Annotated in this window: 28 protein-coding genes; 10 read left to right on the forward strand and 18 right to left on the reverse strand. The window is 73.2% G+C overall.

The features are described 5' to 3' along the window. A partial coding sequence (locus tag ACXJKG_RS06960; protein WP_456845025.1) for a GNAT family N-acetyltransferase occupies positions 1-182 on the forward strand: 182 nt, incomplete at its 5' end. Between the two features lie 508 nt (positions 183-690). Here the strand turns inward: ACXJKG_RS06960 and ACXJKG_RS06965 are convergent. Further along, positions 691-1,233 (reverse strand): dihydrofolate reductase family protein, encoded by a 543-nt coding sequence (locus tag ACXJKG_RS06965; protein ID WP_456845026.1) that lies wholly within the window; start codon positions 1,231-1,233, stop codon positions 691-693. 48 nt (positions 1,234-1,281) lie between these two features. Here ACXJKG_RS06965 and ACXJKG_RS06970 point away from each other — a divergent pair, with 48 nt between their 5' ends. Then, positions 1,282-2,283 carry a ketopantoate reductase family protein gene (locus ACXJKG_RS06970; protein WP_456845027.1) on the forward strand — a complete coding sequence of 334 codons (1,002 nt, stop codon included), beginning with the start codon at positions 1,282-1,284 and terminating at the stop codon, positions 2,281-2,283. Here ACXJKG_RS06970 and ACXJKG_RS06975 read toward each other — a convergent pair. The 3 genes from ACXJKG_RS06975 to ACXJKG_RS06985 form a co-directional block, all read right to left on the reverse strand. After that, entirely contained in the window at positions 2,262-2,747 is a 486-nt protein-coding gene (locus ACXJKG_RS06975; RefSeq protein ID WP_456845028.1) for a GNAT family N-acetyltransferase, read from the reverse strand. The genes ACXJKG_RS06970 and ACXJKG_RS06975 overlap by 22 nt on opposite strands. 35 nt (positions 2,748-2,782) lie before the next feature. Beyond that, on the reverse strand, positions 2,783-2,941 hold the full coding sequence (locus ACXJKG_RS06980) for a hypothetical protein (protein ID WP_456845029.1): 159 nt from the start codon (positions 2,939-2,941) through the stop codon (positions 2,783-2,785). Positions 2,942-3,003: 62 nt separating this feature from the next. Continuing rightward, positions 3,004-3,648, reverse strand: a complete 645-nt coding sequence (locus ACXJKG_RS06985) for an MBL fold metallo-hydrolase (protein ID WP_456845030.1) — start codon at positions 3,646-3,648, stop codon at positions 3,004-3,006. Between the two features lie 111 nt (positions 3,649-3,759). Here ACXJKG_RS06985 and ACXJKG_RS06990 point away from each other — a divergent pair, with 111 nt between their 5' ends. Continuing rightward, positions 3,760-4,524: a ParA family protein gene (locus ACXJKG_RS06990; RefSeq protein ID WP_456845031.1), complete on the forward strand. Its 765-nt coding sequence runs from the start codon at positions 3,760-3,762 to the stop codon at positions 4,522-4,524. Between the two features lie 55 nt (positions 4,525-4,579). Here ACXJKG_RS06990 and ACXJKG_RS06995 read toward each other — a convergent pair whose 3' ends face one another. From ACXJKG_RS06995 to ACXJKG_RS07030, 8 genes are all read right to left on the reverse strand, one after another. Then, positions 4,580-5,113 (reverse strand): MerR family transcriptional regulator, encoded by a 534-nt coding sequence (locus ACXJKG_RS06995; protein ID WP_456845050.1) that lies wholly within the window; start codon positions 5,111-5,113, stop codon positions 4,580-4,582. Positions 5,114-5,332: 219 nt separating this feature from the next. Continuing rightward, the gene (locus ACXJKG_RS07000) at positions 5,333-5,857 is read right to left on the reverse strand and encodes a bifunctional nuclease family protein (RefSeq protein WP_456845032.1); all 525 of its coding nucleotides are present in this window, start codon (positions 5,855-5,857) and stop codon (positions 5,333-5,335) included. 68 nt (positions 5,858-5,925) lie between these two features. Next, positions 5,926-6,702 (reverse strand): transcriptional regulator FtsR, encoded by a 777-nt coding sequence (gene ftsR / locus ACXJKG_RS07005; RefSeq protein WP_456845033.1) that lies wholly within the window; start codon positions 6,700-6,702, stop codon positions 5,926-5,928. Between the two features lie 40 nt (positions 6,703-6,742). Next, positions 6,743-7,207, reverse strand: a complete 465-nt coding sequence (locus tag ACXJKG_RS07010; protein WP_456845034.1) for an FHA domain-containing protein — start codon at positions 7,205-7,207, stop codon at positions 6,743-6,745. Positions 7,208-7,349: 142 nt separating this feature from the next. Further along, positions 7,350-8,357, reverse strand: a complete 1,008-nt coding sequence (locus tag ACXJKG_RS07015) for a DUF881 domain-containing protein (RefSeq protein WP_456845035.1) — start codon at positions 8,355-8,357, stop codon at positions 7,350-7,352. Next, positions 8,354-8,686 carry a small basic family protein gene (locus tag ACXJKG_RS07020; protein WP_456845036.1) on the reverse strand — a complete coding sequence of 111 codons (333 nt, stop codon included), beginning with the start codon at positions 8,684-8,686 and terminating at the stop codon, positions 8,354-8,356. The genes ACXJKG_RS07015 and ACXJKG_RS07020 overlap by 4 nt, the downstream gene beginning before the upstream one ends. Continuing rightward, the gene (locus ACXJKG_RS07025; RefSeq protein ID WP_456845037.1) at positions 8,683-9,615 is read right to left on the reverse strand and encodes a DUF881 domain-containing protein; all 933 of its coding nucleotides are present in this window, start codon (positions 9,613-9,615) and stop codon (positions 8,683-8,685) included. The genes ACXJKG_RS07020 and ACXJKG_RS07025 overlap by 4 nt, the downstream gene beginning before the upstream one ends. After that, a complete protein-coding gene (locus ACXJKG_RS07030) occupies positions 9,612-10,196 on the reverse strand; it encodes a CDP-alcohol phosphatidyltransferase family protein (protein ID WP_456845038.1) in 585 nt (194 codons plus the stop codon). The genes ACXJKG_RS07025 and ACXJKG_RS07030 overlap by 4 nt, the downstream gene beginning before the upstream one ends. Before the next feature lie 108 nt (positions 10,197-10,304). Between ACXJKG_RS07030 and ACXJKG_RS07035 the strand changes: the two genes are divergently transcribed. Both ACXJKG_RS07035 and ACXJKG_RS07040 read left to right on the forward strand, forming a co-directional pair. Beyond that, on the forward strand, positions 10,305-10,718 hold the full coding sequence (locus ACXJKG_RS07035) for a CoA-binding protein (protein ID WP_456845039.1): 414 nt from the start codon (positions 10,305-10,307) through the stop codon (positions 10,716-10,718). Between the two features lie 283 nt (positions 10,719-11,001). Then, the gene (locus ACXJKG_RS07040; RefSeq protein WP_456845040.1) at positions 11,002-12,744 is read left to right on the forward strand and encodes a DEAD/DEAH box helicase; all 1,743 of its coding nucleotides are present in this window, start codon (positions 11,002-11,004) and stop codon (positions 12,742-12,744) included. Between the two features lie 48 nt (positions 12,745-12,792). Here the strand turns inward: ACXJKG_RS07040 and ACXJKG_RS07045 are convergent, their stop codons facing one another. Beyond that, on the reverse strand, positions 12,793-15,438 hold the full coding sequence (locus ACXJKG_RS07045) for a substrate-binding domain-containing protein (RefSeq protein ID WP_456845041.1): 2,646 nt from the start codon (positions 15,436-15,438) through the stop codon (positions 12,793-12,795). A gap of 254 nt (positions 15,439-15,692) precedes the next feature. Here ACXJKG_RS07045 and ACXJKG_RS07050 point away from each other — a divergent pair, with 254 nt between their 5' ends. Together ACXJKG_RS07050 and ACXJKG_RS07055 are read left to right on the forward strand one after the other, a co-directional pair. Continuing rightward, positions 15,693-16,682: a LacI family DNA-binding transcriptional regulator gene (locus ACXJKG_RS07050; RefSeq protein WP_456845042.1), complete on the forward strand. Its 990-nt coding sequence runs from the start codon at positions 15,693-15,695 to the stop codon at positions 16,680-16,682. A gap of 177 nt (positions 16,683-16,859) precedes the next feature. Then, entirely contained in the window at positions 16,860-19,463 is a 2,604-nt protein-coding gene (locus ACXJKG_RS07055) for a glycoside hydrolase family 6 protein (protein ID WP_456845043.1), read from the forward strand. A gap of 66 nt (positions 19,464-19,529) precedes the next feature. On the opposite strand, the gene ACXJKG_RS07060 is transcribed toward ACXJKG_RS07055, so the two are convergent. After that, positions 19,530-20,615: a threonine aldolase family protein gene (locus ACXJKG_RS07060; protein WP_456845044.1), complete on the reverse strand. Its 1,086-nt coding sequence runs from the start codon at positions 20,613-20,615 to the stop codon at positions 19,530-19,532. A gap of 52 nt (positions 20,616-20,667) precedes the next feature. Between ACXJKG_RS07060 and ACXJKG_RS07065 the strand changes: the two genes are divergently transcribed. Next, a complete protein-coding gene (locus ACXJKG_RS07065) occupies positions 20,668-21,156 on the forward strand; it encodes a DUF6328 family protein (RefSeq protein ID WP_456845045.1) in 489 nt (162 codons plus the stop codon). 3 nt (positions 21,157-21,159) lie between these two features. Here the strand turns inward: ACXJKG_RS07065 and ACXJKG_RS07070 are convergent, their stop codons facing one another. From ACXJKG_RS07070 to ku, 4 genes are all read right to left on the reverse strand, one after another. Further along, complete coding sequence (locus tag ACXJKG_RS07070; protein WP_456845046.1) at positions 21,160-21,564, reverse strand: Fur family transcriptional regulator; 405 nt, start codon at positions 21,562-21,564, stop codon at positions 21,160-21,162. Between the two features lie 92 nt (positions 21,565-21,656). Then, entirely contained in the window at positions 21,657-21,938 is a 282-nt protein-coding gene (locus ACXJKG_RS07075; protein ID WP_055914607.1) for an HU family DNA-binding protein, read from the reverse strand. A gap of 144 nt (positions 21,939-22,082) precedes the next feature. Further along, a complete protein-coding gene (locus ACXJKG_RS07080; RefSeq protein WP_456845047.1) occupies positions 22,083-23,126 on the reverse strand; it encodes a PHP domain-containing protein in 1,044 nt (347 codons plus the stop codon). Beyond that, on the reverse strand, positions 23,123-24,025 hold the full coding sequence (gene ku / locus ACXJKG_RS07085) for a non-homologous end joining protein Ku (RefSeq protein ID WP_456845048.1): 903 nt from the start codon (positions 24,023-24,025) through the stop codon (positions 23,123-23,125). Before ku ends, ACXJKG_RS07080 begins: the two co-directional genes overlap by 4 nt. A gap of 90 nt (positions 24,026-24,115) precedes the next feature. On the opposite strand from ku, the gene ligD (ACXJKG_RS07090) reads away from it, so the two are divergent. Both ligD (ACXJKG_RS07090) and ligD (ACXJKG_RS07095) read left to right on the forward strand, forming a co-directional pair. Continuing rightward, the gene (ligD, locus tag ACXJKG_RS07090) at positions 24,116-25,036 is read left to right on the forward strand and encodes a non-homologous end-joining DNA ligase (protein ID WP_456845051.1); all 921 of its coding nucleotides are present in this window, start codon (positions 24,116-24,118) and stop codon (positions 25,034-25,036) included. Further along, on the forward strand, positions 25,033-25,316 hold a 284-nt coding region (gene ligD, locus ACXJKG_RS07095), incomplete at its 3' end, for a non-homologous end-joining DNA ligase LigD (RefSeq protein ID WP_456845049.1). The genes ligD (ACXJKG_RS07090) and ligD (ACXJKG_RS07095), both read left to right, overlap by 4 nt.

Consider the following 25,316-nt stretch of genomic DNA (forward strand, 5'->3'; position numbering starts at 1 on the left):
GGGTGGAGTGGCGCTGCCGCACCGACAACCTCCGCAGCATCGCGGTCGCCCGACGGCTCGGCATGGTGCACGAGGGTGTGCTGCGTGAGGCCTGGCTCGTGGACGGCACGTTCCACGACAAGTCCGTCTGGTCGCTGCTGAGCCACGAGTTCCACGACCAGAACCGTCTGCCGCGGGGTTAGGTGACGACGTTCTCGCCAGGACGAGGTGGTCGGCGTGGGCATCCCGGAATTATGTCAACAGCCCGAGATTGTCGACGAGCCTCGCGGGGAGGTTGCGCCGTGGACGAGCTCCGTACGCGCCCCCTCGTCCGGCACGTCTCTGGCGTGGTTGTCGCTGGTCCAGCTCGCGTGTCACAGACAAGCCGTCGTGCACGACCACCCGACGCGAGCGCGGCGTGGTTCACGCCGGTCCAGCCCGCGTGTCGCAGACAAGGCGTCGTGGACGGACTCCTGACAGGGCCGTGGCGTGGTTGGCGCAGACAGGTCGTCGCGACGGCGTCGAGAGCATCCGCGGGCTGCCAGCGATCGTGGAGCACGTCTCGCCGCAAGCATGTGTGGTGCAGTCCCGTGCAGCTGATGTGGGCATGTGCGCTACGCCGATAATGCACATTATGACATTCCATCGGTGACGGACCGAGATCGAGCGGGGTGTGTGGGCTGCCTCCACTCCCCGGTGCCCCGGGAACGGCTACCCCAGGACGCGGTAGTCGAGCAGCAGGTGGCTCGTCGGTGAGACCACGCTGCGGACCGGCTGCAGGCGAATCGGCGGCAACGCGTCCAGCAGTCGACGCCCGGTGCCGGCGATCGTCGGGGCGATCACGAGCCTGAGCTCGTCGACCAGTCCGGCCGCCAGCAGCGACTGGGCGACCAAGATGCTCCCGTGGACGCCGATGTCACCCCCGGGTCGATCCTTCAGGTCGTGAACGAACCCCACGAGGCCGCCCTCGATCGCCCGCGCGCCGGCCCAGTCGCCGTCGAGCGGTGACGAGGTCGCCACGTACTTCGCGACCGCGTTGATGAACGACGCGAACGGCTCGATGTCGCTGGCGGGCCAGAACCCGACCCAGTCGTCGTAGGTGCGACGCCCCAGGATGACCGCGTCCTGCGTGGCGATCACGTCGCCGATGGTGGCGTCCACCGCGTCGTCCCAGTCGGTGAGGAAGCCGGCGGGACCCTCGGCGACACCGTCGAGGGACACCAGCTCGTACACGACGACCCGTCTCGAGCTCACGCTCCGATCATCGCAGCCGACGGGCTCCCCGCCACGTAGCCTGCGGGCGTGCGCTACATCATCATCGGGACAGGTGCGGTCGGCGGAGTGATCGGCGGCCTGCTCGCGGCGGCCGGACGTGACGTCGTGCTCGTCGCTCGCAACCGGCAGCTCGAGGTGCTGCGATCCGGCGGTCTCGAGGTGGCTACCGTCGACGGCGTCAGCCACGTGCACCCGCCGACGGCCGCCGGTCCGGACGACGTGGAGCTGCGTCCGGAYGACGTCCTCGTGGTCGCGGTGAAGAGCCAGGACACGGCCGCCGTCCTCGAGGCGTGGGCGGACCGTCCGGTCGCAGGTGGCGGCACCGCGTCGAGCGCGCTCCCCCTGGTCTGCGCGCAGAACGGCGTCGACAACGAGCGGGCCGCGCTGCGCAGGTTCGCGCACGTGGTGGGCATGTGCGTCTGGCTGCCGGCGACGTTCCTCGAGCCCGGTCGGGTCTCGGCGGGCAGCACACCGGTCCCGGGAGTCCTCACCCTGGGTCCCGTGCCGACAGGAGGACCGGCGCCGACGGCGATCGCCGCGGACCTCGTCGCCGCCGGGTTCCGGGCGCCCGTCGTCGAGGACGTGATGGCGTGGAAGTACTACAAGCTGCTCACCAACCTGGCCAACGCCGTCGAGGCGCTGTGCGGGACGGGCTGGGACGAGGCGGCCCGGGAGCTCGGCGCGCGGGCGACCGCCGAGGGCCGTGCGGTCCTGGCCGCGGCCGGTGTGCACGTGATCCCCGACGACGAGCACGACGCAGGCCGGGCCGAGTTCCAGATGGGACGGCTCCCCGGCGAGGACGGCGGCGGCTCGTCGTGGCAGTCGCTGGTCCGCGGCACCGGCTCCATCGAGACGGACTTCCTCAACGGCGAGATCGTGCTGCTCGGCCGCCTGCACGGCGTGCCGACGCCGGTGAACGCGCTGCTGCAGGGGCTCTCGCGGCAGGCGGCTGCGGCGGGCACGCCTCCCGGCTCGGTGGCGGCGGCCGACCTGCTCGCCCTGGTCGGTCAGCGCAACGTCAGGACGTAGCGCTCCTCGGTCTGCGACGGGTCCCGGGGCAGGACCTGCCGCTCCCCCGTCCGCGTGAAGCCGGCGCGCACGTACAGGTCACCCGCGGCGTGGTTGCCGTCGAGCAGCCACAGCGACACCGTCCGCGCGTCCTCGGCGGCGGCGGCGGTGCGCACCGCGTCGAGCAGCGCCCACCCGACGCCGTGGCGCCGCGCCTCGGAGGCCACCCACAGCGACACGACGTGCCGGTCGTCCACCGGTGAGCCCGGCTCCTGCATCATCGTGACGATCCCCCGGCCGACGCCGCTGTCGTCGACGGCGATCCAGGTGGTCGAGGTGCGCAGGCGCATCCTCCAGTGCGACTCGACGAACCGCTCCTCGCGCGCCAGCGAGGCGCCGAAGACGTCCGGGTCCTCCCGCAGCGCGCGCAGGCGCACGTCCTGGACGAGGCGCCAGTCGTTCTCCCCCACCTGTTGGACAATCACCTGCACAGGATGCCCCACGACCGGCGCAGACGGCCTCAGGGCTCGTCGCGCGCCGTGAGATCGGCTGGGGTTCCGCCGTGCCCGTCAGGGTCCGGCACGGCGCGGGCCGCGTCGGCGATCTCCTCCTCGGGCCGCGGCGGCACGGTCTCGTCGTACTCGAGCTCGGGCACCTCGTGCCCCACGGACTCCGTCACGGCGGTCTCCTTCCGACTCGTTCACGCTACGGGCGGCACGGGTGCCGCGACAGCAGGGACGCTCAGATGTCGATGCCCTCGCCCGGGTCGAGCGAGATCGCGTCGCCGGCCCCGCCCAGGCGTCCGAGCAGGTTGTTCGCCATCCCCTGCCCGATCGCGCTGAGCAGCGCGTCGTGGATGACGACGATCTGGCCCGGGTTCACGGCGCGCACGAAGTCGACGACCTCGCCCAGCTTGAGCCACGGCGCGCCCACCGGGGTGCACAGCACGTCGACGTGGGCGCCGGCGGTGTCCACGTAGGAGTCGCCCGGGTGGAGGATCCCGGCCACCAGGTAGCCGACGTTGTGCACGCGCGGCACGTCCTGGTGGATCAGCGCGTGCCACTCCCCCAGCACGTCGACGTCGAAGCCGCCGGCCGTGAAAGCGTTTCCCGCACTGACGGCGTGCACCTTCTCCGAGGGGGCGCCCGCGGCGACCAGGATGTCGACGACGGCCTGCGGCGCCCACACCTCCACACCGCCCTGGATCGCCTCGACGACCGGCTCGGTGGCCACGTGGTCGGGGTGCTCGTGCGTGACGAGGACGGCGGAGACGCCCTCGAGTGCGCGGGGCAGGTCGGAGAAGACCCCGGGGTCGATGACCAGGCGGTCCTCGCCGCGGTCGAGGCGGATGCAGGCGTGTCCCCAACGGGTCAGTCGGATGCTCATCGGGCCAGTCTGTCCTGACCAGGGCGTCCGTGCCCCCGGAACCCGTGAGCGCACCCGCACCGATCTGCGCGGCGTTTCGTCGGCGAGCGGTGGCACGGATACGGTTGCGCCGTGCTGGTGCTCGGGGTGTGCAGTCTCAAGGGTGGCGTGGGCAAGACGTCGATCACCCTCGGTCTCGCGTCGGCGGCTCTCGAGCGGGGGCTGCGCACGCTGGTCATCGACCTCGACCCCCAGGGCGACAGCACGATGGCGCTCGGCGCCCGCCCGCTGACCGGCGACGTCGCGTCCGTGCTGGACGAGCCGGGCGAGGCGACGATGGCGGCCGCGACCGTCCTCTCCTCGTGGGCCGACGAGGGCCTCGACGTGCTCGCGGGCTCCGAGCGGTCGGCCGCGCACGACCGGCTCGAGGGCGACGACATCGACCGGCTCCGGTACGCGCTCTCCTGGGTGCACGGCTACGACCTGGTCCTGGTCGACTGCCCGCCGTCGCTGGGCGGCCTGACCCGCACGGGCCTCGCCGCCTGCGACCGGGCGCTCGTCGTCACCGAGCCCGGGCTGTTCGCCGTCATGGCGGTCGGCCGCGCCATGCGCACCATCGACGAGCTGCGCCGCGGCCCGGCCCCGGCGCTCCAGCCGCTCGGCATCGTCGTCAACCGCGTCCGCGCCCGCTCCATCGAGCAGGCGTTCCGACTCGAGGAGCTCCAGACGCTGTACGGACCGCTGGTGCTCACCCCGCCCGTCCCCGAGCGTGCCGCGCTGCAGCAGGCGCAGGGGGCGGCGCAGCCCGTGCACGCGTGGCCCGGAGCGGCCGCGAACGAGCTGGCCCGGACGTTCGACGCCCTCCTGGAGCGAGCGCTGCGGGCACCCCGGCACTGAGACGACGAGAGCGGCCACCCCGACTGGGGCAGCCGCTCTCGGTACGTTCGCGTGGTCAGCCGGCCGTGCGCGCCTGACGTCGCATCGCGAGCTCGTCGTGCGGCGACGGCTCGCCGACCAGCTCGTCGTCCTCATCCGCACGCTCCGACGGAAGCTCGGCGAGCGTGCCCTCGACCTCGCGCCAGACCCGACCGACGGCGATGCCGAACACGCCCTGGCCACCCTGCACCAGGTCGATCACCTCGTCGGCGGACGTGCACTCGTAGACGCTGGCGCCGTCGGACATCAGCGTGATCTGCGCCAGGTCGTCGACACCGCGCTCACGCAGGTGGCTGACGGCGGTGCGGATCTGCTGCAGCGAGACGCCCGTGTCGAGCAGGCGCTTGACCACCTTGAGGACGAGGATGTCCCGGAAGCTGTACAGGCGCTGGGTGCCCGAGCCGGTGGCCGGTCGGATCGACGGCTCGACCAGGCCGGTGCGGGCCCAGTAGTCGAGCTGGCGGTACGTGATGCCGGCCGCGCGGCACGCGGTGGGACCGYGGTAACCGGTGGCGGTGTCGAGGTCGGGGAGGTCGTCGTCGAACAACATGCCCTGAGCGCGCTGCGGGACTGCCCCGCTGACGCTCTCGGCATTCTCGTTGCTGGTCACGAATCCTCCACTCGTCGCGAGCCGGTCGGCGGACGGCTCCCCCGGCTGCTTGTCAGAGTAGGCCCGTGACGCGACAGACGCCATGACGCCCGCCGGGCGTGTCGCGACCGGCGAGTCTCACCTTCGACCTGAGGGAGAAGGTTGACCTCCCGCAGTGCGTCAACGGCCCTCCGCGCCGGGGTCGTCGTCCGGCTCCGCCCCGGTGCTGAAGTCCTCCGGCGTGACCAGGTCCAAGAACCGCCGGAACCGCTCGAGATCCTGCTCCGAGGTGGTGGTCCGGACCTCGACACCGGCCACCGCGACCACCTCGGCCGAGCACAGGACCTGGCAGCCGAAACGCAGCGCGAGGGCGATCGCGTCCGACGCCCGCGAGTCGACGCGCGGACCGGTCCGGAGCACCAGCTCGGCGTGGAACACCCCGTCCTCCAGCCGCGTGATCTCGACCCGCGTGAGCCCGGAGCCCGTGGCGATCAGCACGTCCCGCAGCAGGTCGTGCGTCATCGGGCGCGGGGGGACGATGCCGGCCTGGGCGGACGCGATCGCGCTCGCCTCCGTCGGGCCGATGAGGATGGGCACGAGCAGCTCGGAGTCGGGGTCCAGGAGCAGCACGACGATCTCGTCGTCGGCCAGGTGCTGTCGCACCCCGACGATCTCGACCGGTACGAGCTCGGCGTCGTCCCCCATGGCGCCCACGCTACGACGCCGACGGCGATCCGGCTCCCCCCGCGGGCAGGCAGTGTGTGTCGGGATCGTTACGGTGCCAGGTCGGCGACGGCCGCCCGCACCAGAGCCGTGTGCATCTGGTTGCAGAGCTCGCCCACCTCGGCGGCGAGCGTGCCCGCCCGGGCCCGCGACGACGCGCTGCGCTGGCCGCGCCACGGGGCGACGACCTGCTCGACGAGGTCGGCCTGCCGGTCGGCCGCGGTGCGGAACTGCCGCAGGTGCCGGGCGTCGATGCCGTGCTCGGCCAGGGCCGCGGCCGCCACGACGATCTCGCGTGCCCACGGGTCGAACGACGTCGTGCCGTGCCCCCGCAGCACGCCCGCCGCGACGAGCTCCTCCACGAACGCGACCTCGACGCCGGACTCGCGCGCCAGCGACTCGACCGTCAGACGCGCCCCAGCCGCCTCGCGCACGCCGTCACGGGTGGCCAGCCGTGCGCGCGGTGCCGGCTCGTCCTCCTCACCGGCGTCCAGCGCCGCCAGGCGGTCGCCGATGACCTTGAGCGGCATGTACCGGTCCCGCTGCTGCCGCAGGACGAACCGCAGCCGCTCGATGTCCGCCGGGGAGTACTGCCGGTAGCCGGCCGCGGTCCGGACGGGCTCGACCAGCCCCTGCTCCTCGAGGAAGCGCAGCTTGCTGGTGGTCACCGCGGGGAACTCGATCTGCAACGACGCGAGGACGTCGGAGATGCGCATCGACGCCCGCCGCGAGATCCCGCGCGGCCACGGCTCGTGCTCGACCTCCGGGGCTGCCGGCGCGACCGTGTCCGTGCCCGTCTGCACGCGTTGCGCTCGGGCACTCGTCACGTGCTGCTCCCTGTCGGGTCGAGCGCCAGGTTGCGGCCGGTCACGCGCCGGCCGCGTCGCGGTGCGGGCTCGGGTGGAACGTCATGCGGTACTTGCCGATCTGCACCTCGTCCCCGGCCCGGAGCACGGACTGGTCGATGCGGGTGCGGTTCACGTACGTGCCGTTGAGCGAGCCGATGTCACGGACGACGAAGGACTGTCCGTCGCGCACGAACTCGGCGTGCTTGCGGGAGACCGTCACGTCGTCCAGGAAGATGTCGGCCGCCGTCGACCGGCCCGCGACCGTGCGCTCGGCGTCGAGCAGGAACCGGGCACCCGCGCTGGCGCCGCGCTGCATCACCAGGAGCGCCGAGGTGGGCGGGAGCGCGTGCACGGCTGCGACCTCGTCCGGCGTGAGGCCGACCGGCGCCGTGGCCTCGATCTCGACCGGCTCGATCGCTCCGAAGCTCACCGTCGTGTCGGGTCCGTAGGCGGGGGGTTCGACCTGCTGGTCCTCGTCGCTCATGCCACCTCCCGGGCCCGTTCCTCGCGTCGACCACCGGTGCACGTCGGGGTCAGCCACACCCTATGCGGAGCGAGCCCGTCGGCGCAGCACGACCTACCCACCTGGCGGAACGCGTCCGGCTCCGCGGCGGCCCAGACCGGGATCAATCGCCCGTGGGCGGCACCGGCGTGGCGTAGACGGGGTCCGACACGTCCCGGATCGCGTCGACGTCGACGTGGTCGGCGCTCTCGACCGTCCCCTTGCCGCCGTTGTTGCGCACCTGCCCCATCGCGCCGCCGGGGATCTGCAGCGCGGGCGAGATGATGTCCGGGTCGCCGATCGCGACCCAGCGGTACGGGGCCGTCAGGGCCACCCCGTCGAGGACGATCGCGCCGCCGGTACCCGTGAACGCGCTGCTCGCGGTGACCCGCTGGTCGTTGAGCTGCACGGCCTCGGCGCCCGCGTTGCGGAGCTCCTCGAGCATGTTGAGCATCGTGATCGGCTTGATCAGCCCGTCGGGCTCCGTGAGCGTCACGATGACGCCGGGGCCCTCGGCCGGCAGGCGACCCGTGAGGATGCCCTGAGTCTCGGCGCTGCGGCGCAGGGCGTCGAGCGCCGCCTGGCGACGGTCCGAGCCCGACAGCAGGTCGTCCCGCTCGCGCGCCAGGTCGGCCGCCTCGCGGGCCAGGGCGTCGCCGCGGTTCGTCGTCTCGTCGAGGATGCGGACGAGGTCGCCCTGGCGCATGCCCGCGAGGTCTGCGCCGCTGGACTGGCGCACCTGCGCGACGAGCGCGAAGCCCAGGACCGCGCAGAGCAGGCCGGCCAGCACCTGGGCGCGCGTCAGGCGGGGCTGCAGGGCGCGGCCGAGCACCGCCCAGCCGCTGCGCTCGGTGGCGGCCGGGGGTTCGTCGGTCGCCGGGGCATCCACGGGCGCCGACGCGGCGGCGTCGGGCGCGACGACCTGCTCGGGCTCCGGCGCGGCAGGGACGTCGTCGTCGCTGTTCGTGACGACGGGCGGCAGGCTCGCGGGCTCGTCCTCCGGCACGACCGGGGGCAGGCTCAGGGGCTCGTCCTCCGGAACGACCGGCGGCAGGCTCAGCGCGTCGTCGACCGGGCCGTGCCGCTGCACGTCTCGGTCGTCCCGATCCTCCTGCGACGGGGTCACGGTCATGCCTTGAAGAGGTGGCGACGGATCGACGCGGCGTTGGAGAAGATCCGGATGCCCAGGACGACGACGACGGCGGTCGACAGCTGCGTGCCCACCCCGAGCTGGTCGCCCAGGAACACGATGAGCGCCGCGACCACGACGTTGGACAGGAACGAGATGAGGAAGACGCGGTCGTCGAAGATGCCGTCGAGCATCGCGCGCAGGCCGCCGAACAGCGCGTCGAGCGCCGCCACGACCGCGATGGGCAGGTAGGGCTGGAGCTCGACAGGGACGGTGGGCTGCAGGAGCAGGCCGCCGACGACCCCCACGAGCAGACCGATGAGCGCGATCACGTGCCGTCCCTCCCTGTCGGAATTGCAGACCCTGCCACATCGCTCTCGTCCGGTGCACCCTGCTCCGCTCCGGGCGTGGGTGTCGCGTCCGGCACCTGAGCGTCGTGCAGCGTGACGAGGCCCGTGCCCGGCAGGGAGAGCGAGCTCTGCGACGTGAGCTGGACCCCGATGCCGAACGTCGACCGCAGCGTCGCCAGGTGCTGCCCCGCGCTGGCCCGGGCGAGCGCCGTCTGCATGCCGACGGCGTCGCCGATGGCCTCGACGGTGTAGGGGCTACTCAGGGCCACGAGGTCGACGAGGACGGCGTCGCCGGCGCTGCGGATCGCCGTCATCGCCGTCAGCCGTTCCCCGTTGACCGCGACGGCCTCGGCGCCCGCGGCCCACAGCCCGTTCACGACGACCTGCAGGTCGACGTCCTGGACGCGGAGCTCGGGGTCCTCGGTGTCGGGGTCGTCCGACGGCGCGTCCGTGAGGACCAGCCGCAGGCCGGGTCCGGTCACGGCCACGACCCCGGAGTGCACGGAGTCGGCCTCGACCTGGTCCCGCAGCGACTGGCCCTCGTCGCCGAGCAGGTCCGCCTGGAGCGTGGCGATCTGCGTCGTCATGGCGGCGATGTCCGACTGCGTGGCGTCGGCCTCGACGCTGCGCTGCTCGATCTGCTTCTCCAGCAGGGAACGCGCCGCCTGCACCGAGCCCGCCGGCTGGCGCAGGGCGAGGGTGGCGGCGGTCGCGCCCAGGCCCAGGGCCATGGCGAGCACGACCAGTCCCGCGGTGGACCGGCCCGTCCGGCGCGGGGCGGTTCCGGCCGCACGGCGCGCCGCGGCCTCCGCGTAGCCGGGGTCGAGCGGCCGCCGGTAGAACTCGGTGATCAGCGTCATCGAGGCGTCGGGCGACCGCGGCGGACCGGCGCTCCCGTGCCGCGTGCTCATGCGGACCCGCGGGCGTCGCGCAGCAGGCGGCGCGCCTGGGCGAGGTACAGGACGGCGGAGAACCAGTACAGCGCCACGCCCCACAGCGCGAACGCCCACCCGACCACCCCGGCCACGGTGCCCACCCACGAGCTCCACTGCGCGAGCAGGAGCAGGGGGAAGGCGTAGAGCAGGGCGAAGGTGCCGGCCTTGCCGGCCAGGTGCACCGGCAGGGGCGCGTACCCGGCGCGGGCGAGCACCACGAGCATCACGGCGAGCACGACGTCGCGCAGCACCAGGACCGCGAGCAACCACCACGGCACGACGTCGCGCCAGGCCAGAGCGACGAGGGTGACGATGATGAAGAGACGGTCCGCCGCGGGGTCGAGCATCTGCCCGAGCTTCGAGACCTGACCGAGCCGTCGGGCGAGGACGCCGTCCAGCCAGTCGCTGGCACCGGAGACGGCGAGCACCACCACGGCCCATCCGTCGTGCCCCTGGACGATGAGCAGGGCGAAGACCGGGACCAGCAGGAGTCGCACCATGCTGATCACGTTGGGGACCGTCAGCACGCGCGAGGAGACGACGTCGTTGCTCGCCACTGCCTCCCCCGTCGCCGTCCCGTGCTGGCGGCGTCGATCCTATGCGGCCCGCGGGGGGCTCCAGGACGACGGCGCGCAGACCCCCGGTCCGGGTGCGAGAGTTCTGGGATGGTGCACCGCAACGACCCCGACGTGATCACCCGGCTCCTGAGCACCCCCGGCCGGTGGGCCGTGGTCGGGCTCTCGACCAACAGTGCGCGCGCCGCGTTCGGCGTCGCCCGGTACGTGCAGTCGATCGGGCACACGATCGTCCCCGTCCACCCGCACGCCGAGGCGGTGCACGGCGCCCCGGGCGTCGCCACGCTGGCGGACGTCGACGGGCCGGTCGACGTGGTGGACGTGTTCGTGAACAGCGACCTCGCCGGCGACGTCGTCGACCAGGCGATCGCCGTCGGCGCCCGCGCGGTGTGGCTGCAGCTCGGCGTGGTCGACGAGGCCGCGGCGGACCGGGCGCGCGCCGCCGGGCTCGACGTGGTGATGGATGCCTGCCCGGCGATCGAGGGTCCGCGCCGCGGGCTGTGACCCTGTGCGCGACGTCACCTGCACCCTGCCTGCCGCGCGAGGCGCCCACCCGGTAGACTCCTCCACGAATCTGGAGTTCGTCGCGTCCCCCTTCGAGGCGTCGCCACCACCGCTGAGCCGGTCGGGGCCCGCCTCGCGTCGTGTGGTCTAGGCATCGCGTGAGCGGTTGCCACTGGGTGGTCCGGGGCTGCGACCCGCTGTTCGCCGACCTGGTGCACGGTTCAGGGCTCCGCCCCGCGATGATCGGTTCCCTCATTTCATGAGTTCTGTTGCGCCCTCTTCCATGCCCGAGAACGGCACCTTCGACGAGCTGGGCCTGCCCCCGGCCCTCCAGGCCGCGATCGCGGACCTCGGTTTCACCACCCCGTCCGCCATCCAGGCGCAGGCCGTGCCCGCCCTGCTGAGCGGCCGCGACATCGTCGGCGTCGCGCAGACCGGAACCGGCAAGACCGCCGCGTTCGGCCTGCCGCTGCTGGCCGCGATCGACTACGACATCCCCGCCGTGCAGGCGGTCGTGCTGACCCCGACGCGCGAGCTCGCGATGCAGGTGGCCGACGCCATCCAGTCGTTCGCCACGCACCTGCCCGGGCTCAACGTCCTCGCGGTCTACGGCGGTTCGCCGTTCCTGCCGCAGCAGCGCGCGCTGTCCCGCGGCGCCCAGGTCGTCGTCGGCACCCCCGGCCGCGTGCTCGACCACCTCGACCGTCGCACGCTGAAGATGGACCAGGTCCGCTTCCTCGTGCTCGACGAGGCCGACGAGATGCTGCGCATGGGCTTCGCCGAGGACGTCGACAAGGTCCTGTCCGCCGCGCCGCGGGAGCGTCAGGTCGCCCTGTTCTCCGCGACGATGCCGCCGCAGATCCGCCGGGTCGCCGAGCAGCACCTGAACCACCCGGTCGAGATCACGGTCTCGCGCCAGGCGTCCACCGTGACGAGCGTGCGCCAGACGTACGCCGTCGTCCCGCACCGCCACAAGACCGGTGCGCTCGCCCGCGTGCTCGCCGTGTCGCCGGCCGAGGCCGCCATCGTCTTCGTGCGCACCCGCGGTGCGGCCGAGGAGGTCGGCAGCGCGCTGATCGAGCGCGGCATCTCCGCCGCGTACATCTCCGGCGACGTCGCCCAGACCGAGCGCGAGAAGATCGTCGACCGCCTGCGTACCGGCGCGCTCGACGTGCTGGTCGCCACCGACGTGGCCGCCCGTGGCCTCGACGTGGACCGCATCGGCCTCGTCGTGAACTTCGACGTGCCGCGCGAGCCCGAGACCTACGTGCACCGCATCGGCCGCACCGGCCGCGCCGGTCGCGAGGGCGAGGCCCTGTCGTTCGTCACGCCCGCCGAGCAGTCGCGTCTGCGCCAGATCGAGCGGACCACGCGGCAGTCCCTGCTGCAGGTCGAGATCCCCTCGCCCGCCGAGGTCTCCGCGCACCGCGTGCAGGCGCTGCTCGCGCGGACGGGTGCCCGGGCCGAGCTCGGTCGCCTTGACCTGTACCGCGAGGCCATCGCCGTGCACCTGGCCCAGAACCCCGACGTCGACCCGGTCGACCTGCTCGCCGTCGTCACCGCGCTCGCGGTCGGCGACGAGGGTCCCGTGGCCGTCCAGGGCGACGACCTCGACGACGCGCTCTCCCGCGCCCACCTCACCGGGGGCAACGCTCGCGAGCGCGACGGCGAGCGTGGCTACGACCGTCCCGAGCGGGGCGAGCGTCGCCGCGCCGACACCCACATCGCCGGGGGCTCGCCGCGCTGGCGCGTCGCCGTCGGTCACCGTGACGGCCTCCAGCCGGGTGCCCTCGTGGGCGCGCTCACCGGTGAGGGCGGCCTGACCGGCAAGGACGTCGGCAAGATCGACATCTTCGGCAGCTTCGCGCTGGTCGACATCCCGGCCGGCCTGTCCGCCGACGTGATCGACCGCCTCGCCCGCACGCGCGTCGCCGGTCGCCCGCTGCGCATCCGCCTCGACTCGGGCCCGCGCCCGGGCCACGGCGCCTCGCGCCCGACGCACGGCCCGGCCCGCGGCCGCAGCTGATCGCACGGCACCGCCCCTGTCTCCCTTCCGGGAGGCAGGGGCGTCGTGCTACCTGAGCACGGACCCGGGCCGCGACTCCGGCCGTCCCGGGCGCGATGCCCCGCGCAGCAATGTGATGTCCGCCTCGCGCAGCACCTCGCCGACGTCCCGGAAGCCCCGGATGCTGCCGAGCACCCCGACGGCGACGCGCGAGCCCAGCTCCTGGCGCACCTGGTCCAGCAGCGACGACAGCCGCGCGGGCAGCCCGCCGGGACCGACGTCGTCGAGGAGCACCACGAAGTCGTCCTCGGCGATCCGTGCCGGGGTGTCCCCCTCCCGCAGCGACCGACGCAGCCGGCGGACCAGCTCGCGGTGCAGGTCGAGCCGGGCGTCGGCGTCGCCGTCGAGCCGGTCCTGGCCCGGGAGCGTCGGTCCGTCGAGCACGCGCACGAGGGCGAGAGCGCAGTCGTAGCCGGGCGACCGGCGCGTCCGGAGCACGGCGGCGCCGAGGCGGTCGAGGAACAGCAGGCGGTTCACCAGCCCGGTCTCAGGATCGCGCAGGGCGTCGCGCTGGAGGGCGATCTCGGCCTCCTTGCGCTCGGTCACGTCCACCAGCGCCCCCACCAGCCGGGCCGGGCAGCCGGCGTCGTCCAGCACCGTGACAGCGCGGCACAGCATCCAGCGGTAGTCCCCTGACGACGTCCGGACGCGGTGCTCCAGCTCCAGCGGTGAGCCGGCTCCGGCCAGCTGCGAGGCGATCGACGCCGAGAGCTCGTCCCGGTCCGCCGGGTGCACGCGCTCCAGCCACTCGCCGGGCGAGTCGCCGATGACGTCGTCGGCGTAGCCGAGGGTCTGCTTCCAGCGGGGCGAGTAGTAGACCGTGCCGGCCGACACGTCCCAGTCCCAGGTGCCGTCGTGGGCGGCCATCGACGCGAGGGCATAGCGCTCCTCGCTGGCCCGGACCGTGTCCGCCAGCGACCGCTCCCGGGCGGCGGCCTGCTCGAGCGCCCGCCGCTGCTCGCGCAGGTTGGCCAGCAGCCGTTCCTGGTCGAGGGCGACCGCGAGCAGCGCAGCCCAGTGGTTGAACCGGTCGCGCGCGCTGGTGGCCCTCGTCTCGACAGTGCCGTCGATCGCGAGCAGGCCCCAGTCGCTGCCCCCGAACGTCACCGGGACGACGAACGTCAGCTCGTTGGACCCGATCGTGCCGGCGCGGGTCAGGGCGGTCGGCGGGAACTGGCTGGCGGTCGTGCGGACACCGACCAGCCGGGACAGGGTGCCCGACGTGTCGTGCACGCCGACGAGCTCCATCTCGCGGTCCCCCGGTCCGCGGTCCGCACCGAGCCAGAGCCCGAGGCAGGCGTGCCCGCGGACCCCCCGCGGCAGCCACCCGAGGGCGCGCGGGCTGGCGCCGTCCCCGCGCAGGAGGTCCATGTCGACCTCGTACTGGTCGACGATCGTGCGCTCCAGCTGCCCGCTGCGCGCGAGCATCGACCGCGTGCAGCCCTTGGTCACCGCGAGCAGCACCTCGGTGACCGCCCGCCGGACGGCGGCCTCGTGCTGCGGGCGCGAGAGCGCTTCCACGACGTCTGACTCGACAGCCCGGAGAGAGGTCACCAGCTGTTCCAGCGCCTCCGGGTGCGGCTGCATCGCAGCCGTCAGGTCGGCCAGCCGACCCAGCGTCGCGGGGCCCGGTGCGGTCCCCCGCTCGGCCGCGGTCTCGACCGGCTCGACCACCGCGTGCCACCACGCCTCCCGCGGCGCCGCGCCGGTGCGGCGCACCCCGCCGACTCCCGACGGGCCTACGAACGCGGACTCGGCCAGCGCGCGGAGCACCTGGTAGCCGCCGCGCCCGCCTGACGCCCCCGCGTCCGGAGCTGCCTGGCCCGCGTCCGTGCACCCGCAGGACTCCCGCAGGACGAGCGTCGACGGCGCCCGGTACTCGCCCCCGGGCACCTCCTCGCCGCGCATCCGGGAGAGCAGCAGGGAGACGGCCGTCTCGCCGACGCGGTCGTAGTGCGCGTCGACGGTGGACAGGCGTGGGGTCACGCGCGCGCCGGAGTCGGCGTGGTCGAAGCCGATGACGGCCTGGTCGCGGGGCAGCACGAGGCCGGCGGCGCGCAGGGCACGCTGGAAGCCGATCGCGTTCCGGTCCGTCGCCGCGACGACCGCCGTGGTCGGCGTGCCGAGCGTGAGCATGCGCGCGGCCGCATCCGCGCCGCCCTGCTCGTGGTTGTCGGACGCCTCGAAGATCCAGGCGTCGGGGGCCTCGATGCCGTGCTCCGCGAGCGTCGAGCGGTAGGCGGCGAACCGCTCCCGCATGTCGCGCTGCGTCAGGCAGCCGACGAACCCGATGGCCGTGTGCCCGTGCCCGAGCAGGTGCTCGACGGCCGCCTTGACGCCACCGAGGTTGTCCGGGAGCACGACCGCGTCGTCGGCGGACTGCGGCTCCTCGCTCACCAGGACGACCGGGAGGCCCCACTGCTGCACCGAGGCGAGCCGGTCGCTGCGCAGCGCCTTGCCGACGACGACCAGCCCGTCGACGGCGCCGAGCGCCACCGGTGCGTCGAGGATGGACTCGTCGGGGTACCGCTCGCGGTCCAGGCCGGCGGGGTACGTCTGCACCGCCACCACGCGGTGCCCGGCGGCCCGCGCGGCCCGTGCGACACCGGCGATCAGGGCCCCGAAGTAGAACCCGCCGACCACCGGAGAGAGCACGCCGATCGTCCGTCGTGCCGTCGGCGAGACCGGTCCGCGTCGCACTGTTCCCATGACCCCACATCCCTCGCCCACGTCGTCGGAGCCGAGATGATGCATTTCACCCGCATCGGGCGACACACTAGGTGATCGTGGTCACACCTGMATATGACTCCGGAGCACCCGGCTCTTCCGCGTCGCCCCCGACGCCGAGCTCCGGGCCGTCCTCCCCCGCCCCTGCGCCGGCCCCGGCGCGCCGCCCGACGATCACCGACGTGGCCCGTGCCGCGGGCGTCTCGATCGCCGTCGTCTCGTACGCGCTGAACGGTCGGCCGGGGGTGTCGGCCGCGACGCGCGAGCGGGTCCTGCGGGTCGCCGACGAGTTCGGCTGGCGCCCGAGCGCGGCCGCGCGCTCGATGCGGACGGGACCGCGGGCGGTCGGCCTGGTGTTCGACCGCGGAGCCGCGGGGCCGGTCGCCCAGGCCACCGGCGTGCTCGAGTTCGTCATCGCGCTGCAGGAGGTCCTGGCCACCCGGAACCTCGCGCTCGTGCTGCAGATCGTCGACGGACCCGAGGCGGCCGTGGCGCTCTACGGCGAGTGGTGGGCCGAGCGCCGCTTCGACGTCATGGTCGTCACCGACGTGCTCACCGAGGACCCACGGATCGACGCGCTGCGCCGCCTGCGCGCGCCGGCCGTCGTCGTCGGTGCAGGTCAGGGCGATATCGACCTCGCCACCGTGAGCCTCGACGACGCCGAGGCGTTCGTCCGGGTGGGCCGCTACCTGCTCGAGCTGGGGCACCAGCACGTGGCTCTGGTGAGCGGTCCGAAGCAGCTGGTGCGGACGCGCGCGAGGCTCGGCGCCCTCTCCGCGGCGCTCGACGCGGCCAGCGGGGTGCTCGTGCACGAGGCCACGGGAGGCACGGCCGAGGAGGCCGCGGTGGCCACCCGGCGGCTCCTGACGGGAGGTCGCGCACCGACGGCGATCGTCTACGACTCGGACCAGATGGCCGTCGCCGCCCTCGACGTCGCGCGCCGGACGGGGCTCGCCGTGCCGTGGGACCTGTCCATCGTCGCGGGCTCGGACTCGGCTCTGTGCCGGCTGGCGACGCCCTCCATCACGACCCTCCCCTCGGCCCAGCGGGACCTCGGGACGGCCACCGGCGAGGCGGTCCTGGCGGTCATCGACGGGGACCTCCGGGCCCGTCGGGACCTCCGGATCGGGGGGCTTGCGGTGCGGGGCAGTACCGGTCCCCGGTCAAGATGAGAACGCTCTCATGCGAGTCACAGTTTGATAACGCGAAGAGCCTAAACGTTTTGCCCCGTGCCGCCCGGAAAATCCCCGTGGTGGTCTAGCGAACCAGTCGCCGTGGACTTCCCCGGGCGACCTGCGCCCGGACGGGACGGCCGGCCGGGCGCGCCGAACGACCACCCGGAGGACCACGTGTCCACACACGGCAAGAGAGCGGTCAGGCAGCGCGTGCGCGCCGCTGCGACCGCAGCGGCAGCGATGGCGCTGATCGCGGCACCGCTGTGCATCACCACGAGTGCGAGCGCCGCCGAGGCGCACGTCGACAACCCCTACGCCGGCGCCACCCAGTACGTGAACCCGACCTGGGCAGCGTCGGTTGAGAGCGCTGCCACACGCGCCGGCGACGCCACGCTGGCCGCGAAGATGCACACGGTGGCCAAGCAGCCCACCGCGGTCTGGATGGACCGGATCAGCGCGATCACCGGCAACGCCGACGGCAGCGGGCTGAAGTTCCACCTCGACAACGCCCTGGCGCAGAAGGGGTCCGGCCCCATCGTCGTCAACCTGGTCATCTACGACCTGCCAGGCCGCGACTGCTACGCCCTGGCGTCCAACGGCGAGCTCCCCGCCACCGACGCGGGGCTCGCGCGGTACAAGACCGAGTACATCGACGCGATCGCCGCGCTGCTCAGCGACGCCAAGTACGCCAACCTGCGGATCTCGGCGACGATCGAGCCCGACTCGCTGCCCAACCTGGTGACCAACAGCTCCGAGGCGCTCTGCCAGCAGGCCGCTCCCTACTACCGGGCCGGCGTGAAGTACGCGCTGGACAAGCTGCACGCGATCCCGAACGTCTACACGTACATCGACATCGGCCACTCGGGCTGGCTTGGTTGGGACAGCAACGCCGGTCCCGCCGCGACGCTCTTCGCGGACGTGGCCAAGTCCACGACCGCCGGGTTCGCGTCGGTCGACGGGTTCATCAGCGACGTCGCCAACACGACCCCGCTCAACGAGCCCTTCCTGACCGACGGGGCCGCCTCGCTCAACAACACGCCGATCCGCTCGAGCGGCTTCTACGAGTGGAACTACGACTTCGACGAGGCCGACTTCACGGCGCACATGTACCGGCTGCTCACCGCCGCGGGCTTCCCGTCCACGCTCGGCATGGTGGTCGACACGTCGCGCAACGGGTGGGGCGGCGCTGCACGGCCGACCGCCGTGTCCACCAGCACGGACCTCAACACCTACGTGAACCAGTCGCGCGTCGACCGCCGCGTGCACCGCGGCGCCTGGTGCAACCCGGAGGGCGCCGGCATCGGCGAGCTCCCGCAGGCCACGCCGTCCGGCTACGCCGCCTCGCACCTCGACGCGTTCGTGTGGATCAAGCCCCCGGGTGAGTCCGACGGTGCGTCGACGGACATCCCGAACGACCAGGGCAAGAAGTTCGACCGCATGTGCGACCCGACCTTCGTCTCGCCCAAGCTCAAGGACCAGCTGACCGGCGCCACGCCGGGCGCCCCGCTCGCGGGCCAGTGGTTCGAGGCCCAGTTCAAGACGCTGGTCACCAACGCCTACCCGGTGATCGCCGGCGGCACCACTCCCCCGCCCGACACGACGGCGCCCTCGGCCCCGACCGGTCTGACGGCGGGCACGGCGACCTCGACGAGCGTCCCGCTGTCGTGGACCGCCTCGACCGACAACGTCGCCGTGACCGGCTACGACGTCTACCGCGGCACCACGCTGGTGGGGTCGTCCACCTCCACGAGCTACACCGTGACCGGCCTCACCGCCTCGACGGCGTACTCGTTCACGGTCAAGGCCAAGGACGCGGCGGGCAACGTCTCGGCCGCCTCCGCGGCGGTCTCCGCCACCACGGCGTCCGGCACGGTCACCGACACGACGGCTCCCTCGGTGCCGACGGGTCTGGCGGCCGGCACCACGACGACCACCACGGTCCCGCTGACGTGGAACGCGTCGACGGACAACACCGGCGGCACGGGCGTCGCGGGCTACGAGGTCTACCGCGGCACCACCCTCGTCGCCACGACCACCTCGACGAGCTACACCGTGACCGGCCTGACGGCCGCGACCGCGTACTCGTTCACGGTCAAGGCCAAGGACCTGGCGGGCAACGTCTCGGCGGCCTCGGCAGCCGTGTCGGCGACCACCAAGACGGCGACGACCACGGACACGACGGCGCCCTCGGCACCGACGGGTCTCGCGGCCGGCACCACCACCACCAGCACCGTCCCGCTGACCTGGACCGCGTCGACCGACAACGTCGGCGTCACCGGGTACGACGTGTACAGCGGCAGCACGCTGGTCGGATCGTCCACCACGACGAGCTTCACGGTCACCGGCCTCGCGGCCGGCACGGCCTACTCGTTCACGGTCAAGGCCAAGGACGCGGCGGGCAACGTCTCCGCGGCGTCGTCGGCGGCCTCGGCCACCACGAAGACGGCCACGACCACCAGCAGCTGCTCGGTCAAGTACACCGCGAACAGCTGGAACACCGGGTTCACCGGCTCGATCAGGCTGACGAACACGGGGACCTCGGCGATCAACGGCTGGACCCTCGGCTTCTCGTTCGCCAACGGTCAGGTCGTCACGCAGGGCTGGAGCGCCGACTGGGCGCAGTCCGGTGCGGCGGTCACGGCGAAGGGCCTGTCGTGGAACGCCACGCTGGCGCCCGGAGCCTCGACCGACATCGGGTTCAACGGCTCGCACACGGGCACGAACAACGCGCCCACCGCCTTCACGCTGAACGGTGCGACCTGCACCGTCGTGGCGTGATCTAGCGGGAGCACGACCGCAGCGGGGGTCCTCCCACGGGAGGGCCCCCGCTCGGTCGTCAGGCCGTCAGGAGACCGCGTCCGCCACGGCGGCGACCAGCTCGTCGACGTCCGCCTCGGTGGTGTCGAACGAGCACATCAGCCGGACCTCGCCGGTCTCGACGATCCAGTCGTAGAAGCGCCAGCGGCGGCGCAGCACGTCGGCGACGCCCGCGGGGAAGATCACGAAGATGCCGTTGGCCTGCGTCGGGCGCGTGACCTGCACGCCCGGCAGCCCCTCGATGCCCGCCCGGAGCCGGGCCGCCATCGCGTTGGCGTGGCAGGCGGACCGCAGCCACAGGTCGCCCTCGTAGAGCGCGACCAGCTGGGCGGACACGAAGCGCATCTTCGACGCGAGCTGCATGTCCATCTTGCGCAGGTAGGTCAGCCCGCCGTCCGCGGCGGGATCCAGCACGACGACGGCCTCGCCGTACAGCAGCCCGTTCTTGGTGCCCCCCAGCGACAGCAGGTCCACGCCGGCGTCGGTGGTGAACGCGCGCAGCGGCACGTCGAGGCTGGCGGCCGCGTTGGAGATCCGGGCGCCGTCGAGGTGGAGCCTCAGCCCCAGCCCGTGCGCCTGGTCGGCCAGGGCGCGGACCTCGTCGGGCGTGTACAGCGTGCCCAGCTCGGTGGACTGCGTGATCGAGACGACGCCCGGCTGCGCGCGGTGCTCGTCGCCGAACCCCCATGCCTGGGTCGCGACGAGGTCCGGGGTGAGCTTGCCGTCGGGCGTCGGGACCGTGAGCAGCTTGAGACCGCCCATCCGCTCGGGCGCGCCGTTCTCGTCGGTGTGGATGTGCGCGGTCTCCGCGCAGACCACGGCTCCCCAGCGCGGCAGCACGGACTGCAGCGACAGGACGTTGGCGCCCGTGCCGTTGAAGACCGGGAACGCGGTCGCCTGGTCGCCGAAGTGCTGCGCGACGACCTCCTGGAGCCTCGCGGTGTAGACGTCCTCGCCGTACGCGGTCTGGTGGCCGCCGTTGGCCTCGGCGATCGCGGCGAGCACCTCGGGGTGCACCCCCGCGTAGTTGTCGGAGGCGAAGTCGCGGCGGTCCGCGTCATGCAGTCGGGTCACGGGGAGCAGTCTCTCCCGAGCGGCGACGCCGCTGCACATGCACCCCCGGCGTGCCGTGCGGCATGATCCGAGCAGCGCGAGGAGGTGGACGGTGACCCAGCCCGACGTGTCGCCCGAGGACGGCAGGACCGAGACGTCCAACGAGCGTGCGGACCGCAACTGGACCGAGCTGCTGCAGGAGCTGCGCGTCACGCAGACGGGCACGCAGATCCTCACCGGCTTCCTGCTGACCATCCCGTTCCAGCAGCGGTTCGCCGACCTCGACGACTACCAGACCGAGCTCTACCTCGTGCTGGTGGTCCTGGCCGTGCTCGCGACCGCCCTGTTCGTGGCTCCGGTGAGCCTGCACCGTGTGCTCTTCGGCCGCCGGCTCAAGCCGGAGCTGGTCACCGCGGGAGGGACGTTCGCGCGTGCCGGCCTGCTGGTCCTCGCGCTCGTCATGGCGGGCAGCGCGATGCTGATCTTCGACATCGTCGTGTCGCGCGGCGCCGGCCGCACGGTCGGGATCCTGTCGCTCGTGCTCCTGGGAACGTCCTGGTGGCTGCTCCCCCGGCTCATCGCACGGCGCGCGCCGGACTAGAGGTCAGGACGCCGCGGCAGCCCGGCAGGTCGCGCAGGTGCCGACGAGCTCGATGGTGTGGTCGACGTCGTCGAACCCGTGCGCGGCACCCACCTGGGCGGCCCACGCCTCGGCCTGCCCGGCCTCGATCTCGACCGTCCGGCCGCAGGACCGGCACACGAGGTGGTGGTGGTGGCTGCGCTGCTCGCAGCGGCGGTACACGGACTCGCCGTCCTCCGTGCGCAGCACGTCGACGTCGCCGTGCTCCGACAGGAGCTGGACCGCGCGGTACACGGTGGCGAGACCGACGCTGGATCCGCGGGCCCGGAGCATCTCGTGCAGCTGCTGGGCGCTGCGGAACTCGTCCACGTCCTCGAGCAGGTCGAGGATCTCGGCGCGCTGGCGCGTCTGCCGCGGCACGACCACCATCACGTCACCTCGCCTTCCTGAGATTGGTTCCCACTATAACGCGACCGGGCCCCCGATCCCGAAGGATCGAGGGCCCGGCCGAGGTGCTGAGGTCAGCCCTGGACGGCGCGCTTGAGGGCGCTGCCGGCCGTGAGCTTCACGCGGTAGCCCGCGGGGATCTCGAGCTTCTCGCCCGTCTGGGGGTTGATGCCGGTGCGGGCACCGCGCTCGGCGCGCGCGACGGCCAGGAAGCCGGGGATCGTGACGGCCTCGCCGGCGGCGAGGTTCTCGACGAGGACCTCCTGGAAGGCCTTGAGGGCCTTGTCCGCGTCGGTGTTGGTGAGGCCGGTCTTGGCCGCGACGGCCTGGACGAGCTCGGTGCGGTTCACGCTCACTGGATGTGCTCCTCTGTGTTCACTCGGGGCTTGCAGGCCCTGTTCGGGCCGTGTTCCCGGGCGCGCGGATGACCGCGGCAACCGGGGACGATCGGCTGACACTAACCCGTGGACCCCGTGGATCCGTGCATCGGGCGTGTCGCGTCACCTGTGAGTACGCGCCAGGAGGTCCTCGACGGGCAGCGTCGTGATGACCCGCGCGGGGTCGAGGTCGTGCTGGGCGGCCCGCGCGCAGCCGGCCATGAGCCAGTCCAGCTGGCCCGGTGCGTGGGAGTCCGTGTCGATGGAGAAGTCGCAGCCCGCCTCGATCGCGACCGTGAGGAGCTCGTGCGGCGGGTCGAGGCGGTCGGGCCGGCAGTTGATCTCCACGGCGACGCCGTGCTCGGCGCAGGCGTCGAACACGGCGCGCGCGTCGAACTCGCTCTGCGGCCGGCTCTTGCCCTTGATCTGCCGTCCCGTGCAGTGGCCCAGGACGTCCGTGCGCGGGTTGCTCACCGCGGCGATCATCCGGCGGGTCATGGGGCCGGACTCCATGCGGAGCTTCGAGTGCACCGACGCCACGACCACGTCGAGCTGGTGCAGGAGGTCGGGGTCCTGGTCCAGGCCACCGTCGTCGAGGATGTCGCACTCGATCCCCGTGAGCACGCGGAACGGGCCGACGGCACGGTTGAGGGCGGCCACCTGGTCGAGCTGGGCGCGCAGGCGCGAGGCCGACAGGCCGTTGGCGACGGTCAGCCGGGGCGAGTGGTCGGTGATCGCGAGGTACTCGTGGCCCAGCTCGAGCGCGGCGAGCACCATCTCCTGGATGGGCGTCGCGCCGTCCGACGCCTCGGTGTGCGAGTGCAGGTCGCCGCGCAGGGCCTCGCGCAGGGCGAGCGCCCTCGGGTCGGCCGTGGCCGTCAGGGACGTCGCGTACTCCGCCTCGAGGGTGTCCAGGTACTCGACCGGCTTGCCGCGCAGGACGTGGGCCACGACGTCGGCCGTCCGCGCGCCGACCGAGGGCAGGTCGGCGAGCGAGCCGGACGCGGCCAGCGCCACGAGCCGGTCGGCGTCCTGCCGTTCGACGCTGACCGCCGCCTTGCGGAAGGCCTCGCTGCGGTACGGGCTCGCCTGCGCGCGTTCCAGCAGGAAGGCGATGCGGCGCAGGGCGGCGACCGACTCGGCCTGCTTGTCGGCCGCCCCGCTCACGACGCCTTGCGGCGCGACTTGCGCGGGGTCGGCTCGTCCTCGTCGGACTTCGGCTTCTTCGCCTTGGCCTTGGGCTTGTCCTCGTCGTCGGAAGCCGGGGCCTCACCGCGAGAGCTGCGGGCCTTCTCGACGCTGCGCTGCAACGCGGCCAGCAGGTCGACGACGTCGCCGCCGTCGGCACCGGCCTCCTCGCCGGGCGGCACCGGGACGGCGCGGGTGCTGCCGGAGGAGACCTTGGCCTCGATCAGCTGCTCGAGCGCGCCGGCGTAGCGGTCCTCGTACTGCGAGGGGTCGAAGTCCGCTGCGAGCGACTCGACCAGCGAGGCCGCCATCGCCAGCTCCTGCGGTCGCACGGACACGTCGTCGTCCAGGACCGGGAAGTCGGCCGCCCGGACCTCGTCGGGCCACAGCAGCGTCTGCATCACGATCACGTTGTCCCGCACGCGCAGGATCGCCATCGACTCGCGCTGGCGCAGGGCCACCTTGACGACGGCCACGCGGTCCGCCTGCTCGAGCGCCCCGCGCAGGAGGGCGTACGGCTTGGCCGCGGTCTTCTCGGGCTCCAGGTAGTACGTCTTCTGCAGCAGGATCGGGTCGACCTGGTCCACCGGGACGAACTCAAGCACCTCGATCTCGCGCTCGGTCGACAGGGGCAGGGAGGCGAAGTCCTCGTCGGTGAGCACGACCAGCTCGCCGTCGTCGGTCTCGTACCCCTTCGCGATGTCCGACATCTCGACCGGCTCGTTGTCGATGCTGCAGAACTTGCGGTACCGGATCCGGCCGCCGTCCTCCTTGTGCACCTGGTGCAGGGTCACCTCGTGCTCGCCCGTCGCCGAGTACAGCCGCACCGGGACGTTGACCAGCCCGAAGGCGACCGCGCCCTTCCAGATCGCTCGCATGGCCGTGACCTCCGTGGTCGTTCGTGGGCGTGTCGACTCCCGGCCGCGCCCCGCGCGACCTTCTCTGGGCAGGATGGACCCGTGGAGCCCATGCTCGCCACCCCTGCGACCGGTCCGGCGGAGCTCCCGCGCGGGCCCGAGTGGGCGTTCGAGGTGAAGTGGGACGGCGTCCGGGCGCTCGCGGACACCACGTCGGACCGGTTGCGCCTCTGGAGCCGCAACGAGCGCGAGATCACCCCGGCCTACCCGGAGCTGTCCGGCCTGGCGGACGTGCAGGGCGCGATCCTGGACGGCGAGATCGTCCTGATGGCCGACGGGATCCCATCGTTCAGCGCGCTGGCCGAGCGGATGCACGTCCGCGACCCGCGGCGCGCCGAGGCCCTCGCGGCCCAGCGACCGGTGACGTTCCTGGTGTTCGACGTCCTGCGGCTGTACGGCGTCGACCTCATGCGCAGCCCGTACGACGAGCGGCGCGAGACTTTGGCCCGCCTCGAGCTGCCCGCCCGCGTCGAGCTCTCCCCGGTCTACCCCGACGGGGCGGAGCTGTGGGAGGTGACGAGGTCGCTCGGCCTCGAGGGGGTCGTCGCCAAGCGCCGGTCGTCCGCGTACCAGCCGGGCCGTCGGTCGCCCGACTGGGTCAAGGCACCGCACCGTCACACGCGGGCCGCGATCGTCGGCGGGTGGCGCGAGGAGACGACCGGGTCCGGGCGGCTCGGCGCGGTGCTGTTCGGCGCCCCCGACGCCAGCGGCGCCCTGCGCTACCTCGGTCGCGCGGGCAGCGGTCTGACCGGCAAGCGGGCCGCGGACCTGCAGCGGCGGCTCGTCCCGCGTGCCGGCTCCCCGTTCGACGACGAGGTGCCGCCGATCGACGCGCGCGGCACCCACTGGGTCGAGCCGACGGTCGTCGTCGACACCCTCTACCTCACTCGCACGCCCACCGGACGGCTGCGCCAGCCGGTGGTCCGGGGTGTGCGCACCGACACCGACGCGGACCCGTGGGAGCAGCCATGACACCCGAACGGCAGATGGTCGACGTCGAGGGCCGGCAGGTCCGGGTCAGCCACCTGGAGAAGGTGATGTACCCGATTACCGGGCTCACCAAGGCCGAGGTCATGAACTACCTCGTGCAGGTGGCCCCYGCGCTCCTCGGGCAGCTGCGCGACCGGCCCGTCACGCGGATCCGGTGGCCCGACGGCGTCTCCGGCGAGAAGTTCTTCGAGAAGAACACGCCGCGCGGTGCGCCCGAGTGGGTGCGTCGGCAGACCTTGCGGGCGGCGCCGGGGTCCAACGA

This window comes from Cellulomonas sp. P5_C6, from assembly GCF_054049635.1.